We start from the raw sequence: 14,573 nt of genomic DNA, 5'->3' as shown, positions 1-14,573 counted from the left end.
AGTTAAAAAAATTATATTATTTAAATACAATTTCATAAAAATCCAAATTATTTCTTGTCTGAAATATAATAAGACTATATAGATTTAATTTATTCCGGATTTTTGACAATCTCCCAATAATTTTACTAGTGTTAAATCATGACCTGCATAAATAATAATTATTTTTTTATAATGATTCAATAATAAAGTTATTAACTTTATTTTTAAATCATTATTGATGTTACTCAAAATTTCATCTAATAAAATTACTTTTCAATCATAAAAAAATAAACTTAAGAAAATAATTATTTGTTTTTGACCTTGACTAAGATTAGCCCCATATTCTTGACAATAATAAAATGTTGTTAAACCTAAACTGCCCAAGAGATCATTAAATCCTAATTTTTGAAAATTTATTAATTTTTCTTTTATAATATTAAATGATAAAATATTTTCTAAAACTGTACCGTTATGAATAATAGAATTTGAATGTAAATAAATACATTTTTTTTGTCAAAATTCATATGAAATATTATCTAATCCAATTTCATTATTAATTAAAATTTTACCTTGAAAAGGCACATATTTCTGAATTAATAATGATAGTAAGGTTGTTTTACCAATGCCAGAAGGACCAATAATAATATTACTTTGTTTTAATATTAAATTTAAATTACTAAAAACTACTTTATTTCTTAAATTAAAATAACAATCTTTTAATACTATTTTATTAATTGATATTGAAAAAAATTTTTGTTATTCTTATATTGTAATCTACAATTAATAAAATTATTAAATCTTTGAAATGATTTAATAAAAACCGGAAAGAAAATAAGACTATTACCAATATTTTGAAAAAAAGAATTAATATAAATACTAATACTAGTAATAAATATTAATTGAGATAGATTAATTTTACCATCAAAAATTAATATTAATGATAAATATATAGTAATAAAACTAATAATATTTTTAATAAAACTTGTTAACGAACTATTATTAATAACTAAATTATTTAATTGTCAATAATTATTAATATGTGTATTATACTTTTTAACTAATATACTTTTAATATGCAGTTGCAAATTGCGAAAATAGGCATCTTCAAAATTTTTTTGACTTAAAATTATTTGTTGCTGCAAATCTAATTTGGTAACTAGTTCTTTTTTTACTAATGGTTTTTTTCATAACATTATTATAAAATTAATTAATACTGTTATAAAACCATTTAATAAATTTACTAATCAAATCATAAAATGAATCTTAATCAAAACTATGCTAACAATAACACTAGTAATAAAATTAATAATTATCTCTAAACTATTATGACAAAACATAGTTGATATATTATTAATATCTTGATATATTTGTAAAAAATCACTACCATTATATTTTTGTATTTCTATTGGTTTACTTTTAAATCATTTATTATGAAATAAATCTACTAAAAAGTTATTGAAATAAAAATAAAATTTTTGACATATTTTATTTAAAATATATTCAATTAAAATTTTCATTAAATTAATAAAAAAGAAACTTAATAATAAAATCATTGCTAACTGTAAACTATTATTTAAAATAATTTGATTAATAAAATGCTTATAAAATACTTGTGCTATAAAAAAGGTAGTAACCAAAAATAAATTATTAATTATTATAATTAATGAATAATATAAATAATTTGGAATCAAAAATGGTGAAAAATTTTTAATTTTATTCATCTTTTTTTTATTAGTAATAAAGAATTTATTTATTATATTAGTTGAAATAACAACATTTGTAAAAATTTTTGCAAAATCTTCAATATTTTTTCAACTAAGTTCAATATCTTCTGGATTTGCCACCAGTCATTTATTTTTTTTCTTTTTGTAAATAACTACAAAATGAAATCCAACATTAGCATTATATATTTGAATAATTAATGGTTTAACAATTATTAGTGATTTTAATTTATCAAAATTAATATTATAAGATTTTAATAATAAATTATAATTACTAGCCAATTGTTTTAATTCTAAAAGATTAATTCCCAATTTTGTTAAAAATATATCTTTTTTTTATGTCATTAATTAATAACTTCTTCTTAAAATAAAACCTATATATCATAGCAAGACATGCCAAACCACAATCATTTTCTGTTTCTTGTTGAACAAAAGGATATTTCATATAAAAAATCACCGCCAATAATAATTAACAGTGATTACCATTTTTTCCTTTTTATTACTTACGATGTTTTTTCTTTTTAGCAGCAGCGCTTTGTTTTTCGCGTTTTTCATCACGCGCAGAAAGAAAATGTTTATGTCTTTTTTCTGCTCTTTTAGTCTCTTGGGCCTTTTTACTAAATCCTTTTAAAAGACGTTGAAACTCTTGTTCACTACTTGTTCGTTCTTCGTTTTCTTTGTTGTCTGATGATGGTGATTTTTTCACTGAATGCATTCATGTCAGCTCCTATTTTTTATTTTACTTTAACAATTATATTAGTAAATTAAAAAATTATCAATATTTTTATACAATATTAAACTTTTTATTTTAAAAAAAAATTAAAAGTAAGATTATCTTTTAAAATTTCACACTTACTAACTATTATTTAATAATACTTAATGATTTTATCATATTTTAAATGTTTATGTTTTTAATAAATAAAATAAAAATTTATTTATAAAATAAATCTAAATGAACGATTTGACACTAAAAATGGAATAAAATTTAAATCTTCTTTAGAAAGTTTACCAACAACGTTACGAATACCATCATTTTTAATTTTATTTGTAATAATATGTAATTCACCGCGATAATTTTGTGCTTTATTATTAAGAATAACAACATCACCTTTTTCTAATCATTTTGATTAGTATTGTTAGCAGGGATATCTAATTCTTGATATATAACTCGAGAAATAACACTACGAATTATATCTCGTGCTAAATCAGATCTAACTTTATGAATATTTTTGTCAAAAAGAATCTGTTGTTCACTATCAGTAATATTAGAATTTAACTCAATTTTTAACGATAAATTTTTATAATCAATTTCATTTATCATTTTCAAATCATATTCTGTTAAAAACTGGTTAGCAATAATTATCATATCAATGCATAAAGCAATATAATGACGAATTTGTGTTACCAATGGTCAATCACGATGCAGTTCTAATGTTGGTAAATTATCATTATATTTTCAAGGTCCAATTTTATCTTTTCCTAATAATGTAACAAAGCTGGCAAATGGAATTTTATTAACAACGCTTTCAGATTGATTTAAACAAAAAAAGTCAATATCAGCACCGGTATATCTTTGTGGATAAAAATTATAACAACTAATAAGGTTATTAACATTAGCTTTATAAAATAATATTAAGTAGTTGATATCATTAACAACATATGAACCATTAATAAATATTTTAAAATTTAAACGATTTTGACTTAATTTTGCTTGATGTTTAATATCAATTCCTTCGTTGCAACGAATACCCGATAAACCATACATTTTAAAAAACTTTATGAAATCAAGTCGTTTATTAAGATTCAGATTAAATTCATTAATAAATTCAATATTAATATCTGCAAAAACATGCATATTATACTTTTTAGCAATTTGTGTTAATACTACTAATTTTTTTAAATTTTCATAATCTGTTTTTTTAAAACTAATTAAAGTTGTAAAAATAGTTTTAATATTATTCTTGGCTAATAATTCGGTATAATTTTTAATTTCTTCTAAATTTGCTAAATGTAAATAAACTGCAGCACCAATTTTTTCCATTTACTTCCTCCTTTACTTTTTATATATTAATTTTATCATTTTGTAACTTAATAATTTTTAATTTTTACAATAAATAATGTAAAGGATTCCTAGTTTGATAAAATAACTACTTCTACATAAAAATAAGAAAATTGACTACGCTAATCTTAATTTTAATACACCTTATACATTAATAAATCTATAATTTACATTTATTCATGTTAAGTATTAACTTTATAAATATAATTATTTTTTATGCTAATATTTATTTATAATTTAATAAAAGTTGATTCCTAATATAGAAATTTATTTATATTAGGTTTTTTATTAAATTAAAATTAAAGAAAGGAAAAAGATTAAAAGATATGCCTTTAACTTATATAGAAAAAGAAAAACTATTACAAAATGAATGAGAAAAAAGAAAAAAAGAAGCAATAATATGGGAGCGTGTCGAAGATGTCGATAACTAAAAAGTTTTAAAAATAGCTCCTTTCTTTTTTAAATCCTTAAATTAAAAATAAATGACAAAAGATGAGAATAAAAATCTTGTCTTTTTTTTGTAATTGTAAAATTTTAAAATTTTTAATAAACCTCTTTAACGCTATTATCAACACGTGTTAGGGAACTAAAAAAGTGAACTACAACACAGTTGTTAAAAATAGTAGCTAGCATGTGGACTTGCATGAATAAATAAAAAGTGGAGTGATACCTAATAAAATATACTAACCATTTAATGGTAATTCTTGGGGTGGGAGCGAATTGGAAACTAGTATATATAGACCTGTTGTAGGGACCTATTGTATTAATTCTATTCTTTATTTAACCAACCTTGCCACTCCCCAGTGAGCAAGTGTTGGTTTTATTTTTTATTTTTTTTGAAAAATTTTTTTGGGCGAGAAAATAAATTTCAAACTTGTAAAAAAAATTGAGCGGTGCCGGTTCAATTAAAATATTAATTTATTAAACATAAATTAAATAAATATTGAATCGAATGCCTCGATTTATTTTTAAAATTTCATAATTTATTTTTGAGCCCAGTTTTCATGGAATGAAAAAAACGAATAGTGTGATTATTAATAATTAAAAAATCAAAATATATGTTCTTTATGCTAGAAGCAACAGAACATATTAGGAAAGGATTATTATGCAAATAGAATTTAAAAAAGAACAAATTGTAAAAGATAAACCACAATCTATTCTTATTGATTATGGTGAATATAAATTACAATGTCCAAAATGAATGGTTAAAAATAATAGTTTTATTGCTGATGATAAATATACATATTGAGTTTTTAATTTAGAAAATATTAAAAGAGAATTAAGTGGTAATGAATTAATAAAATTATTAGAACCCTATATTAAAGACCAAAAAATAACTGTTAATCAACCAATTACTCCAAAAGAATATTATCTTAATGATATCAAACTTGAACCATTAACATTTTATGAACAGCATAATAGTTGATTTATTGGTGAAATAACAGATAACAAAACTAAAATTACTAATCCTTGTTTTAAATATAACATTACGTGAGAAGAGAACAGAAAAGATTTTAAAATAAATAATCCATATAAACATGATGATTTACCAATTAATTATATAGTTACTTCCTATAAAGAAAAATCAACTCATAATGAAAAAGTATTTTTGTTGAACATGTAAACAAAATAAATTAGATTATTTATTCTTTAATACTAAGGATATAAAAAACAAGAAAATATTTTTAAGAGATAAAAATAATAAAGCAATTTGTTATGACTGTATTTTAAATATTAGGTTAAGTAGGAGGTATAAATATGAATAAAGAAAAAATAATTAATTATCTTGAAAATGAATTTATGGAATTACTTAAAGATGATATTAGTAGTGAAATTAAAATTAATATTAGTAATTGAAAACTTAAATTAATAATGAAATTACAAGAAAAAATTAAAAATGGTGAATTTGATTAATTATGCAATATGACTTAATTATTGGAATTGACCCCGCTGGAATTGGCAACAATGGAATTGTTATTTATTCAAATGAAACTAATAATATTATTTTTAATGAAACGTTTAATACATTAACTGTTTTATGAACTAAAAATATGTATAAAGAAAAATTTCAATTAATTAAAGAAAAATTTATTAATAAAAAAATATTAGTTATTGTAGAAAATTTCTTTTTAAGTTCAAAACAATTATTAACTAATCCATTAGCAACTCCTAAAATTATTGGTGCATTAATGGTATTAGTACAAGATGTTTTCAACTGAGATTATTTCGAAAATCACCCAAAAAATAAAAATAAAATAACAGAATATAAAGGAAATATAAAATTAACAAAACATGAACAAGATGCTTATAAGCATATTCAATATTATTTAAAAAATCATAAAAAAATATTAATTTTTGATAATTATTTAAGGAAATTATAAAGATGAAAGAGAAAGTAAATTATGTCAAATTAACAGTAAAACTAAGTAACACTATTGAAGCAAAATATTATGAAAAAGGTAATAAAGAATTATATTATAGTGTTCGAGGTCAGTGAAATGGATTAAACTATGTTACTTTAATTTTTAACAACCCAAAATTTTATAGACGCTGTATTTTATTAAACAAAAATGATGAAATTATAGTAACTGGTCAAATCTTTAATACTTTAAACATTCCTAAAAATCGTGCATTTTGTTCAATTAATGTTAAATGATTTAAAAAATGAAAAGAGTAAAAAAATGATATTATGAAAAATTTTATTAATAGTACCAATATTAATAACAAGCATAACACTAATAATATTTTTAATATTTATTATTAAAGAATTAAAAAATGAATATAAAGTATTAAAAATATTAAATGAAATTGCTAATCAAATTAAAAATAAGGAGAAATAATTAATGATAATATTACCTACTTTGTTTGAAAATAAAGATGAAATTGAAATATTATCACCATTTCCAAAAGCAATTCATACAAGTAATGATATTAGAGCAATTATTTTAAGACAATATCCAAATGTTAAATCAAAACACATAATTGTTTCTGAACCAGAAAGTAATGTTGCATTAATAGTTGGTGATAATGATGTTTATCAAGGTTGAATTAAAGTAACAATTAAAAAATTAGAAAATTAAAGGAGATTAAAATGCCAAGTATAGAAAATACACAATCAAATTATACTTTAACTAAATTAATTAGAACTGGTATAAGTCCAATTTGTGCAATGATTGGTACAAGTGCTTATTATGGTCAAGTGATTGTAAATCCAGTATTAGGTTCAATTAATAGTTTATTATTTGGTAAAAAATTAGGTTTAGATATTTGAAATTTAAATCAAAGACCAAATACTAAAACTAAATTAATTAATAGTTCTAAAAAAATATTATTAGGTTTAGGAACAATTGGATTAGCAAATTATAGTAAATGAACAAAGAATAATATTACTCCAATTATTCCACCAACACCAATGCCAATAATTACTACAACTACAACTGAGGGTCCTCCATGATTACTATTAAATAAACAAGAAAATCAGTCATTAATGGATTGAGATACATATATTAGTTTAAATGCTTATGGTATATCAAATCTTATTAGTGGATTAACTGAGTTAATACCTTGGAATGGCAACCCTTTTTAGGACTATTTTTTGGTAGACATTTGTTTTTGATAACTAACTGGAGTTAGGTAGTTTAGAGTACTGTGAATTCTTATGTTGTTATATCAATTGATGTAATCAAATAATTCTAATTTTAATTGGATTAATGATGTAAAATTTTTATCATTAATAAATTCAATTTTGAAAGTTTTAAAAGTTGCTTCAGCAACAGCATTGTCATAAGGACATCCTTTTTTGCTTAAAGATCGAGTTATGTTGAAAGCTAATAAAAGTTTATCAATAGTTTTATTATTGAATTCATTACCGCGATCAGTATGAAATATTTCAATATCTTTTAAACAGTGATTTGATTGCATAAATGCTTGATATACTAATGATGCATCTTTTTTAACTCCAACACTATGTCCAATAATTTCGCGGTTAAATAGGTCGATTAATAGGCAAATATAGTTTCATTTACCATTAACTTGAACATAAGTTAAATCACTAACAATAACTTCATTTTTAATTCTATTATTAAAGTTTCTATTAACAAGATTGGTTATTTGACTATCATTGACTTTATTATGATAATTTTTGAATGATAATTTAGTGTATTTTGATATTAAATTATGCTTATTCATAATTTCTTTAATTTTTCTGCGTGATAAATAAATTTCTTGGTTTGCTAGTATGACTTTTAATCTTCTAGTACCATAAACTTCTTTATTTTCTTTAAAAGCACTAATAACAGCTTGTTCATAAATATTATTTTGAATTTTATTTTTTTTCTTTAAATTAAAATAATATGTTGATTTAGAGAGTTTTAAAAAATGACACATTGTGCGAATTTTATATTTAGATTTATTATTTGCAATAATCTCTACTTTCTGCCTATTATTAGTGCTGCTTGCTTTAAAATATCAATTTCCATTCGTAACTGTTTTAATTCTTTATTTGCTTGAATTAATTGTTTTTCTAAATCTGAAAGATTATCTTTAGTTTTAAAACTACTTGAATTAGTAAATTGCTTAATTCAATTGTAAGTAGCTGCTCTTGTAACATTGTATTCTTTAACAAGGCAAGATACTGATTTGCCACTTTGATATAAAGCTACTATTTGTTTTTTAAATTCATCTGAATATGAGTTAATAGTGACCATAATTATAATTCCTTTCTTTTAACTAATTTGTTCACTTGTCTATGTAATTAGTGTCCAATAAAGTGTAACCCATCCACCTAATAAATTTGAAACAATGGAATGGCAACCCTTTTTAGGACTATTTTTTGGTAGACATTTGTTTTTGATAACTAATTGGAGTTAGGTAGTTTAGAGTACTGTGAATTCTTATGTTGTTATATCAATTGATGTAATCAAATAATTCTAATTTTAATTGGATTAATGATGTAAAATTTTTATCATTAATAAATTCAATTTTGAAAGTTTTAAAAGTTGCTTCAGCAACAGCATTGTCATAAGGACATCCTTTTTTGCTTAAAGATCGAGTTATGTTGAAAGCTAATAAAAGCTTATCAATAGTTTTATTATTGAATTCATTACCGCGATCAGTATGAAATATTTCAATATCTTTTAAACAGTGATTTGATTGCATAAATGCTTGATATACTAATGATGCATCTTTTTTAACTCCAACACTATGTCCAATAATTTCGCGGTTAAATAGGTCGATTAATAGGCAAATATAGTTTCATTTACCATTAACTTGAACATAAGTTAAATCACTAACAATAACTTCATTTTTAATTCTATTATTAAAGTTTCTATTAACAAGATTGGTTATTTGACTATCATTGACTTTATTATGATAATTTTTGAATGATAATTTAGTGTATTTTGATATTAAATTATGCTTATTCATAATTTCTTTAATTTTTCTGCGTGATAAATAAATTTCTTGGTTTGCTAGTATGACTTTTAATCTTCTAGTACCATAAACTTCTTTATTTTCTTTAAAAGCACTAATAACAGCTTGTTCATAAATATTATTTTGAATTTTATTTTTTTTCTTTAAATTAAAATAATATATTGATTTAGAGAGTTTTAAAAAATGACACATTGTGCGAATTTTATATTTAGATTTATTATTTGCAATAATCTCTATTTTCTGCCTATTATTAGTGCTGCTTGCTTTAAAATATCAATTTCCATTCGTAACTGTTTTAATTCTTTATTTGCTTGAATTAATTGTTTTTCTAAATCTGAAAGATTATCTTTAGTTTTAAAACTACCTGAATTAGTAAATTGCTTAATTCAATTGTAAGTAGCTGCTCTTGTAACATTGTATTCTTTAACAAGGCAAGATACTGATTTGCCACTTTGATATAAAGCTACTATTTGTTTTTTAAATTCATCTGAATATGAGTTAATAGTGACCATAATTATAATTCCTTTCTTTTAACTAATTTGTTCACTTGTCTATGTAATTAGTGTCCAATAAAGTGTAACCCATCCACAATAAGAAAGATTTGTAATATGGCTACTGGTGGATGTTTAATATCAAGTGGTGTTGCAATGGGTATAAATAATGATTTTAATAATGCTTATGCTATACCTACAATAGTTGCTGGTGCAAATGAAATTATCCATAATTTACTACCTATGGAAACTACAAATCATATTGAAGAAATGCAAGAAACACCATTTAATGATGAAACATCAAGATTAGTAAATGATAATAGATTTACTATTAATAGTGAAACAACTAGTCAATATGGTAGTGATAATATGAGCGAAGTACCATTAAATCATGATAATGCTTCACTAAATTGAGATTATAATCACATGAGTTTATAAAGGAGGTGAATAATTTATGAATAAAGAAAAATTACTTGAATATTATAATAATGAAATTCAGACATATAAAGAGAGAATGGAACAATTAAATAAAGAAATTGCCTTATTAGTAAGCATTATAAGTAATTCAAAATCGATGATTGAAAGAATTAATGGTGGTCAATTTGATGAATAATTAAAAAATAAATAATTGAAAGGAAAATATTGAAATGAAAGAATTTTTACATGAATTAATAATTATTGGAACAAGTGTTGGAACATTAATTTGCAGAGAAATTATTGTTTTATTAAAAAGATTTATCACAACTCCAAAACATGTTAGAGCAAATAACAAAATTATAAAACATCAAAAAAAATTAGCAAAATTAAATGAAAAGATTAATAAAGGAGAAAAATAATATGACAAAAATTGAATTTAATGAAAAATATAGAAAACAAGATATTAGTATTGATAGAGATTTTGATTTACATATTGATAATTGTTTTAAATTTTCTGATATTGATACATTAGAAAATGCAGTTAATGATTATAAAAAATTAATAAGTGAAATGCCACAATTAGTTAAAGATTGATTATTGGGATAAGATTAGGAGAATGTTAAATGTTAGAAAATGAAGATAATGTTCAACAAACAACTGAACCTTTAACTGAAAATAATGCTCAACAAGAAATAGAAAATAAAGTTAATGAAGCAGAAAATAAGTTAAATAAACTTAATCAAGAAATTAAAGAAAAAGAAATAATTAATATATTTAAAAAATATCAAGTTAAAACTGAATTTTATGATTTTTTAAAATTTAAAACTAATAATTTAGAAAATTCAAAAATTGAAGAAACTATTAAAAAAATTATTAAAGAACAACCAGTATTTAAAGAAATAATTAATACAGGTGGTAAACAACAAACAATAATAACAAATCAACAAAATTCAATAAAAAGTACATTATTGGATTATAAAAAAAATAATAATTTATAACAGAAAGGAAATCAAAAAATGGCAATACAATTCAATAAAAATTTAGATAATACCGAAAAATTAGTAGAAGCACCAGAGTTTATAGAATTTTATAAACAATCAAATTCACCATGATCAAGTTTTTTTCCTATCGAAATGGTTAATTCAACAAAAATTGAATTTATAGTTAAAAAACCAAAAAATTCAGAAATTAAAGTATTAAAATGAAATGATAAAAGCAAAGGATTAGATGTTAGTTATGCTGAAACTGTTAAAATTTTAAAAGAAATTAAAGAAGAAGCGGTTGCGGGTGAAATAATTGCTAATGTTGATTTAAATGCTGAAAATGGACAAAATTTATTAAATACAATGCAATATGAAGTTGCTAATGACTTAGCAGATTATTTAGCAAATAATGATACAAATGTAATTGCAAAATATGCAACTAAAATAGACATTACTGATAAAACACCATTAGGATATTTAAAATCAATGTTAGATGCTTGAAATACTTTATTTCAACTAAGAAATAGTAATAATTGTCGTTTTTTTATTACTAATAATCTTTATGATACTATTGTTTATTTAGCCAATAATAAAGGTCTAATTACTGATAATCAAATTGCTCAACAATTAAGATTAAATGGAAATAATTTATACATCAAAGGTGTACTATGTCAAATTGTAATGGATGATTATATGACATTTACTGATAATAATGAAACTAAAATTATGTCTTTTGTTTTAGCAACACCAAGAGCAATGAAAAGATATATGTTACAAAATACAGTTGTATATGTTCAAGATATTGCTGATGGTAAAGTTGGAAGAAGATATTTAGTTGGTGGAGAAGTAACTGGTGAATCAATACCCTATATAACAGATGAAGAAACAACTTCACGCTGAATGTTATGTGCAATTGTTAATAATGATAAAAATGATTTAAAAACTAAAATTACAAGTTTAACAACTGATATTACTGCAAATGTTAATAACAATAATAGTGAATTAAATACACAAATAAAAAGTACTAATGAACTTAAATCATTAAATCCTAATTTAACAAATCCAACTATTAAATATTTTAGTGATGCACAAGGAAAAACTAATGTAAGTAATCAAAAACAAAAAGCAGGTGACTTATATATAACCATTACTGCTAATGTTAATGACTTAAATTATAAAGGAACAACAAATCCAATTAAAATAACTCTTAAATAAAGGAAATTAATATTATGCCAATCGGTACAACTAGTACAGCAATACTTTTAAACATAAATAAACCAAAACATACTAGAACAAGTAACCAACAAGAAAACAAAAGTTTTTGATGAGAAATTTTAGAAATGATTGGTGTACAAGTTATAGCAGTAGCACTTGCTCCTTTTACTGGTGGATTAAGTGAAAGTGTAGCCCTTGGATTAGGTGCAAGTGATTTAATTGCTAGTATTAGTGCTGTTGGTGTAGAATTTTTAACTGATTTTACTATTAATCAAGTTTATGATTATTTAAAAGGAAATGTAACACCATTAAATACTTTTTTTAATATATTACCAGCATTTGCTGGACTTAATAAAATTAGTCGTGGTTATCGTACAAGTAAATTTATTAAACTAGCACAAAAAACTAAAACATTAGAACAAGTGGGAATTAAAGAAGCAAAAAATTTACAAGAAATTATTAGTCAAGTAAGTGGAAAAGAAATTTTAACAGATAAAATTATTGGTAATAAACGTTATTTAATGAATTATAGTTTTACTCCTAATCGTGAAACAGTATTACGAGATTTAGGTTATGTTGCTGAAAGACAATATAAAAATAATTTTCAAAAACTAGAAACAGAAAAATTAATGGAACACTTATTATTACAAAATACTGGAATGGCAACCCTTTTTAGGACTATTTTTTGGTAGACATTTGTTTTTGATAACTAATTGGAGTTAGGTAGTTTAGAGTACTGTGAATTCTTATGTTGTTATATCAATTGATGTAATCAAATAATTCTAATTTTAATTGGATTAATGATGTAAAATTTTTATCATTAATAAATTCAATTTTGAAAGTTTTAAAAGTTGCTTCAGCAACAGCATTGTCATAAGGACATCCTTTTTTGCTTAAAGATCGAGTTATGTTGAAAGCTAATAAAAGTTTATCAATAGTTTTATTATTGAATTCATTACCGCGATCAGTATGAAATATTTCAATATCTTTTAAACAGTGATTTGATTGCATAAATGCTTGATATACTAATGATGCATCTTTTTTAACTCCAACACTATGTCCAATAATTTCGCGGTTAAATAGGTCGATTAATAGGCAAATATAGTTTCATTTACCATTAACTTGAACATAAGTTAAATCACTAACAATAACTTCATTTTTAATTCTATTATTAAAGTTTCTATTAACAAGATTGGTTATTTGACTATCATTGACTTTATTATGATAATTTTTGAATGATAATTTAGTGTATTTTGATATTAAATTATGCTTATTCATAATTTCTTTAATTTTTCTGCGTGATAAATAAATTTCTTGGTTTGCTAGTATGACTTTTAATCTTCTAGTACCATAAACTTCTTTATTTTCTTTAAAAGCACTAATAACAGCTTGTTCATAAATATTATTTTGAATTTTATTTTTTTTCTTTAAATTAAAATAATATGTTGATTTAGAGAGTTTTAAAAAATGACACATTGTGCGAATTTTATATTTAGATTTATTATTTGCAATAATCTCTACTTTCTGCCTATTATTAGTGCTGCTTGCTTTAAAATATCAATTTCCATTCGTAACTGTTTTAATTCTTTATTTGCTTGAATTAATTGTTTTTCTAAATCTGAAAGATTATCTTTAGTTTTAAAACTACCTGAATTAGTAAATTGCTTAATTCAATTGTAAGTAGCTGCTCTTGTAACATTGTATTCTTTAACAAGGCAAGATACTGATTTGCCACTTTGATATAAAGCTACTATTTGTTTTTTAAATTCATCTGAATATGAGTTAATAGTGACCATAATTATAATTCCTTTCTTTTAACTAATTTGTTCACTTGTCTATGTAATTAGTGTCCAATAAAGTGTAACCCATCCATACATTAATAAAACTAAGTCCACAATTAACTCCTAAATTTAAAATTAAAGATATTGAAAAAGCAAATAACTTTTTAAAAAAATTTAATACTGATTTAAAAGAAGTATTAAAAATGAATCAACATGATTGATTAAATTTAGTTCATACAATACATACAGAAAATAGATATGGAAAAACTTTAATTTTAGATTTACAAAAAATTCGTGCTAATGCTATTAAATTTAATTTTAAAAATAATATTATTCATCAACTTGTTTTAAAAGCAAATCAAACTTTTAAATATTTTGATATTAGATTTTATTTAAAAAAAGGTTTAAATAAATTTTGAAAAGATACACCATATTTTGAAAAAATAAGAGAAAGTATATATAAATTACAAGAAAAATTTGAAAAGTTAGAAAAACAA

Annotated in this window: 24 protein-coding genes; 15 read left to right on the top strand and 9 right to left on the bottom strand. The window is 22.1% G+C overall.

All coding sequences use genetic code 4. The features are described 5' to 3' along the window. Positions 1 to 84: 84 nt before the first annotated feature. The 6 genes from AAHM95_RS09140 to AAHM95_RS09125 form a co-directional block, all read right to left on the bottom strand. Entirely contained in the window at positions 85 to 624 is a 540-nt protein-coding gene (locus tag AAHM95_RS09140; RefSeq protein WP_342274761.1) for an ATP-binding cassette domain-containing protein, read from the bottom strand. 77 nt (positions 625 to 701) lie between these two features. Beyond that, on the bottom strand, positions 702 to 2,012 hold the full coding sequence (locus tag AAHM95_RS09135; protein ID WP_342274710.1) for a cysteine peptidase family C39 domain-containing protein: 1,311 nt from the start codon (positions 2,010 to 2,012) through the stop codon (positions 702 to 704). Beyond that, positions 2,002 to 2,145: a cysteine peptidase family C39 domain-containing protein gene (locus tag AAHM95_RS09690; protein ID WP_425289636.1), complete on the bottom strand. Its 144-nt coding sequence runs from the start codon at positions 2,143 to 2,145 to the stop codon at positions 2,002 to 2,004. The genes AAHM95_RS09135 and AAHM95_RS09690 overlap by 11 nt, the downstream gene beginning before the upstream one ends. Before the next feature lie 54 nt (positions 2,146 to 2,199). After that, complete coding sequence (locus tag AAHM95_RS09130; protein ID WP_174480618.1) at positions 2,200 to 2,415, bottom strand: hypothetical protein; 216 nt, start codon at positions 2,413 to 2,415, stop codon at positions 2,200 to 2,202. A 220-nt stretch (positions 2,416 to 2,635) separates the two neighbouring features. After that, positions 2,636 to 2,818: a phospho-sugar glycosidase domain-containing protein gene (locus AAHM95_RS09685; RefSeq protein WP_425289638.1), complete on the bottom strand. Its 183-nt coding sequence runs from the start codon at positions 2,816 to 2,818 to the stop codon at positions 2,636 to 2,638. Beyond that, positions 2,815 to 3,741 (bottom strand): MupG family TIM beta-alpha barrel fold protein, encoded by a 927-nt coding sequence (locus tag AAHM95_RS09125; protein WP_342274709.1) that lies wholly within the window; start codon positions 3,739 to 3,741, stop codon positions 2,815 to 2,817. Before AAHM95_RS09125 ends, AAHM95_RS09685 begins: the two co-directional genes overlap by 4 nt. 1,123 nt (positions 3,742 to 4,864) lie before the next feature. Here AAHM95_RS09125 and AAHM95_RS09120 point away from each other — a divergent pair. From AAHM95_RS09120 to AAHM95_RS09090, 7 genes are all read left to right on the top strand, one after another. Next, positions 4,865 to 5,383 carry a hypothetical protein gene (locus AAHM95_RS09120; protein WP_342273781.1) on the top strand — a complete coding sequence of 173 codons (519 nt, stop codon included), beginning with the start codon at positions 4,865 to 4,867 and terminating at the stop codon, positions 5,381 to 5,383. Positions 5,384 to 5,517: 134 nt separating this feature from the next. Beyond that, entirely contained in the window at positions 5,518 to 5,673 is a 156-nt protein-coding gene (locus tag AAHM95_RS09115) for a hypothetical protein (protein ID WP_342273782.1), read from the top strand. A gap of 2 nt (positions 5,674 to 5,675) precedes the next feature. Next, complete coding sequence (locus tag AAHM95_RS09110; RefSeq protein ID WP_342273783.1) at positions 5,676 to 6,140, top strand: hypothetical protein; 465 nt, start codon at positions 5,676 to 5,678, stop codon at positions 6,138 to 6,140. Positions 6,141 to 6,142: 2 nt separating this feature from the next. Further along, positions 6,143 to 6,436: a hypothetical protein gene (locus AAHM95_RS09105; RefSeq protein ID WP_342273784.1), complete on the top strand. Its 294-nt coding sequence runs from the start codon at positions 6,143 to 6,145 to the stop codon at positions 6,434 to 6,436. 4 nt (positions 6,437 to 6,440) lie between these two features. Then, positions 6,441 to 6,599, top strand: a complete 159-nt coding sequence (locus AAHM95_RS09100) for a hypothetical protein (RefSeq protein ID WP_342273785.1) — start codon at positions 6,441 to 6,443, stop codon at positions 6,597 to 6,599. Positions 6,600 to 6,602: 3 nt separating this feature from the next. Next, entirely contained in the window at positions 6,603 to 6,839 is a 237-nt protein-coding gene (locus AAHM95_RS09095) for a hypothetical protein (protein WP_339041654.1), read from the top strand. Between the two features lie 11 nt (positions 6,840 to 6,850). Next, positions 6,851 to 7,345, top strand: a complete 495-nt coding sequence (locus AAHM95_RS09090; RefSeq protein ID WP_342274708.1) for a hypothetical protein — start codon at positions 6,851 to 6,853, stop codon at positions 7,343 to 7,345. A 2-nt stretch (positions 7,346 to 7,347) separates the two neighbouring features. On the opposite strand, the gene AAHM95_RS09085 is transcribed toward AAHM95_RS09090, so the two are convergent. Together AAHM95_RS09085 and AAHM95_RS09080 are read right to left on the bottom strand one after the other, a co-directional pair. After that, a protein-coding gene (locus AAHM95_RS09085) for an IS3 family transposase (RefSeq protein ID WP_342274212.1) occupies positions 7,348 to 8,465 on the bottom strand; the annotation gives its coding sequence in 2 pieces (ribosomal slippage) (positions 7,348 to 8,195 and positions 8,195 to 8,465; 1,119 coding nt in all). Positions 8,466 to 8,583: 118 nt separating this feature from the next. Continuing rightward, positions 8,584 to 9,701 (bottom strand): IS3 family transposase gene (locus tag AAHM95_RS09080; RefSeq protein WP_342274707.1). Its coding sequence is split into 2 segments (ribosomal slippage): positions 8,584 to 9,431 and positions 9,431 to 9,701, totalling 1,119 coding nucleotides; the frame shifts between segments, so codons are not numbered across the junction. Positions 9,702 to 9,797: 96 nt separating this feature from the next. On the opposite strand from AAHM95_RS09080, the gene AAHM95_RS09075 reads away from it, so the two are divergent. Genes AAHM95_RS09075 through AAHM95_RS09045 form a run of 7 tightly spaced genes read left to right on the top strand, consistent with a single transcriptional unit; the run spans position 9,798 to position 12,987 of the window. Further along, a complete protein-coding gene (locus AAHM95_RS09075; protein ID WP_342274706.1) occupies positions 9,798 to 10,118 on the top strand; it encodes a hypothetical protein in 321 nt (106 codons plus the stop codon). A gap of 16 nt (positions 10,119 to 10,134) precedes the next feature. Continuing rightward, positions 10,135 to 10,293: a hypothetical protein gene (locus AAHM95_RS09070; RefSeq protein WP_281747961.1), complete on the top strand. Its 159-nt coding sequence runs from the start codon at positions 10,135 to 10,137 to the stop codon at positions 10,291 to 10,293. Positions 10,294 to 10,327: 34 nt separating this feature from the next. After that, positions 10,328 to 10,516, top strand: a complete 189-nt coding sequence (locus AAHM95_RS09065) for a hypothetical protein (RefSeq protein ID WP_174481134.1) — start codon at positions 10,328 to 10,330, stop codon at positions 10,514 to 10,516. A 1-nt stretch (position 10,517) separates the two neighbouring features. Beyond that, entirely contained in the window at positions 10,518 to 10,703 is a 186-nt protein-coding gene (locus AAHM95_RS09060) for a hypothetical protein (protein ID WP_281748210.1), read from the top strand. Positions 10,704 to 10,720: 17 nt separating this feature from the next. After that, positions 10,721 to 11,095 carry a hypothetical protein gene (locus AAHM95_RS09055; protein WP_338961095.1) on the top strand — a complete coding sequence of 125 codons (375 nt, stop codon included), beginning with the start codon at positions 10,721 to 10,723 and terminating at the stop codon, positions 11,093 to 11,095. An 18-nt stretch (positions 11,096 to 11,113) separates the two neighbouring features. Next, entirely contained in the window at positions 11,114 to 12,295 is a 1,182-nt protein-coding gene (locus AAHM95_RS09050; protein WP_342273787.1) for a hypothetical protein, read from the top strand. A 14-nt stretch (positions 12,296 to 12,309) separates the two neighbouring features. Continuing rightward, a complete protein-coding gene (locus tag AAHM95_RS09045; protein ID WP_342274705.1) occupies positions 12,310 to 12,987 on the top strand; it encodes a hypothetical protein in 678 nt (225 codons plus the stop codon). Here the strand turns inward: AAHM95_RS09045 and AAHM95_RS09040 are convergent. After that, a protein-coding gene (locus AAHM95_RS09040; protein ID WP_338975281.1) for an IS3 family transposase occupies positions 12,974 to 14,091 on the bottom strand; the annotation gives its coding sequence in 2 pieces (ribosomal slippage) (positions 12,974 to 13,821 and positions 13,821 to 14,091; 1,119 coding nt in all). The two genes, AAHM95_RS09045 and AAHM95_RS09040, sit on opposite strands and share 14 nt — an antisense overlap. Positions 14,092 to 14,279: 188 nt before the next feature. On the opposite strand from AAHM95_RS09040, the gene AAHM95_RS09035 reads away from it, so the two are divergent. Continuing rightward, on the top strand, positions 14,280 to 14,573 hold a 294-nt coding region (locus AAHM95_RS09035), incomplete at its 3' end, for a hypothetical protein (RefSeq protein WP_342274704.1).

The sequence above is a fragment of the Spiroplasma endosymbiont of Phycita roborella genome (genome assembly GCF_964031195.1).
Taxonomy (GTDB): domain Bacteria; phylum Bacillota_I; class Bacilli_A; order Mycoplasmatales; family VBWQ01; genus Spiroplasma_E; species Spiroplasma_E ixodetis_A.
The sequence above is the reverse complement of the archived record's forward strand: the minus strand, read 5'-3'. Positions and strand labels throughout refer to the sequence as shown.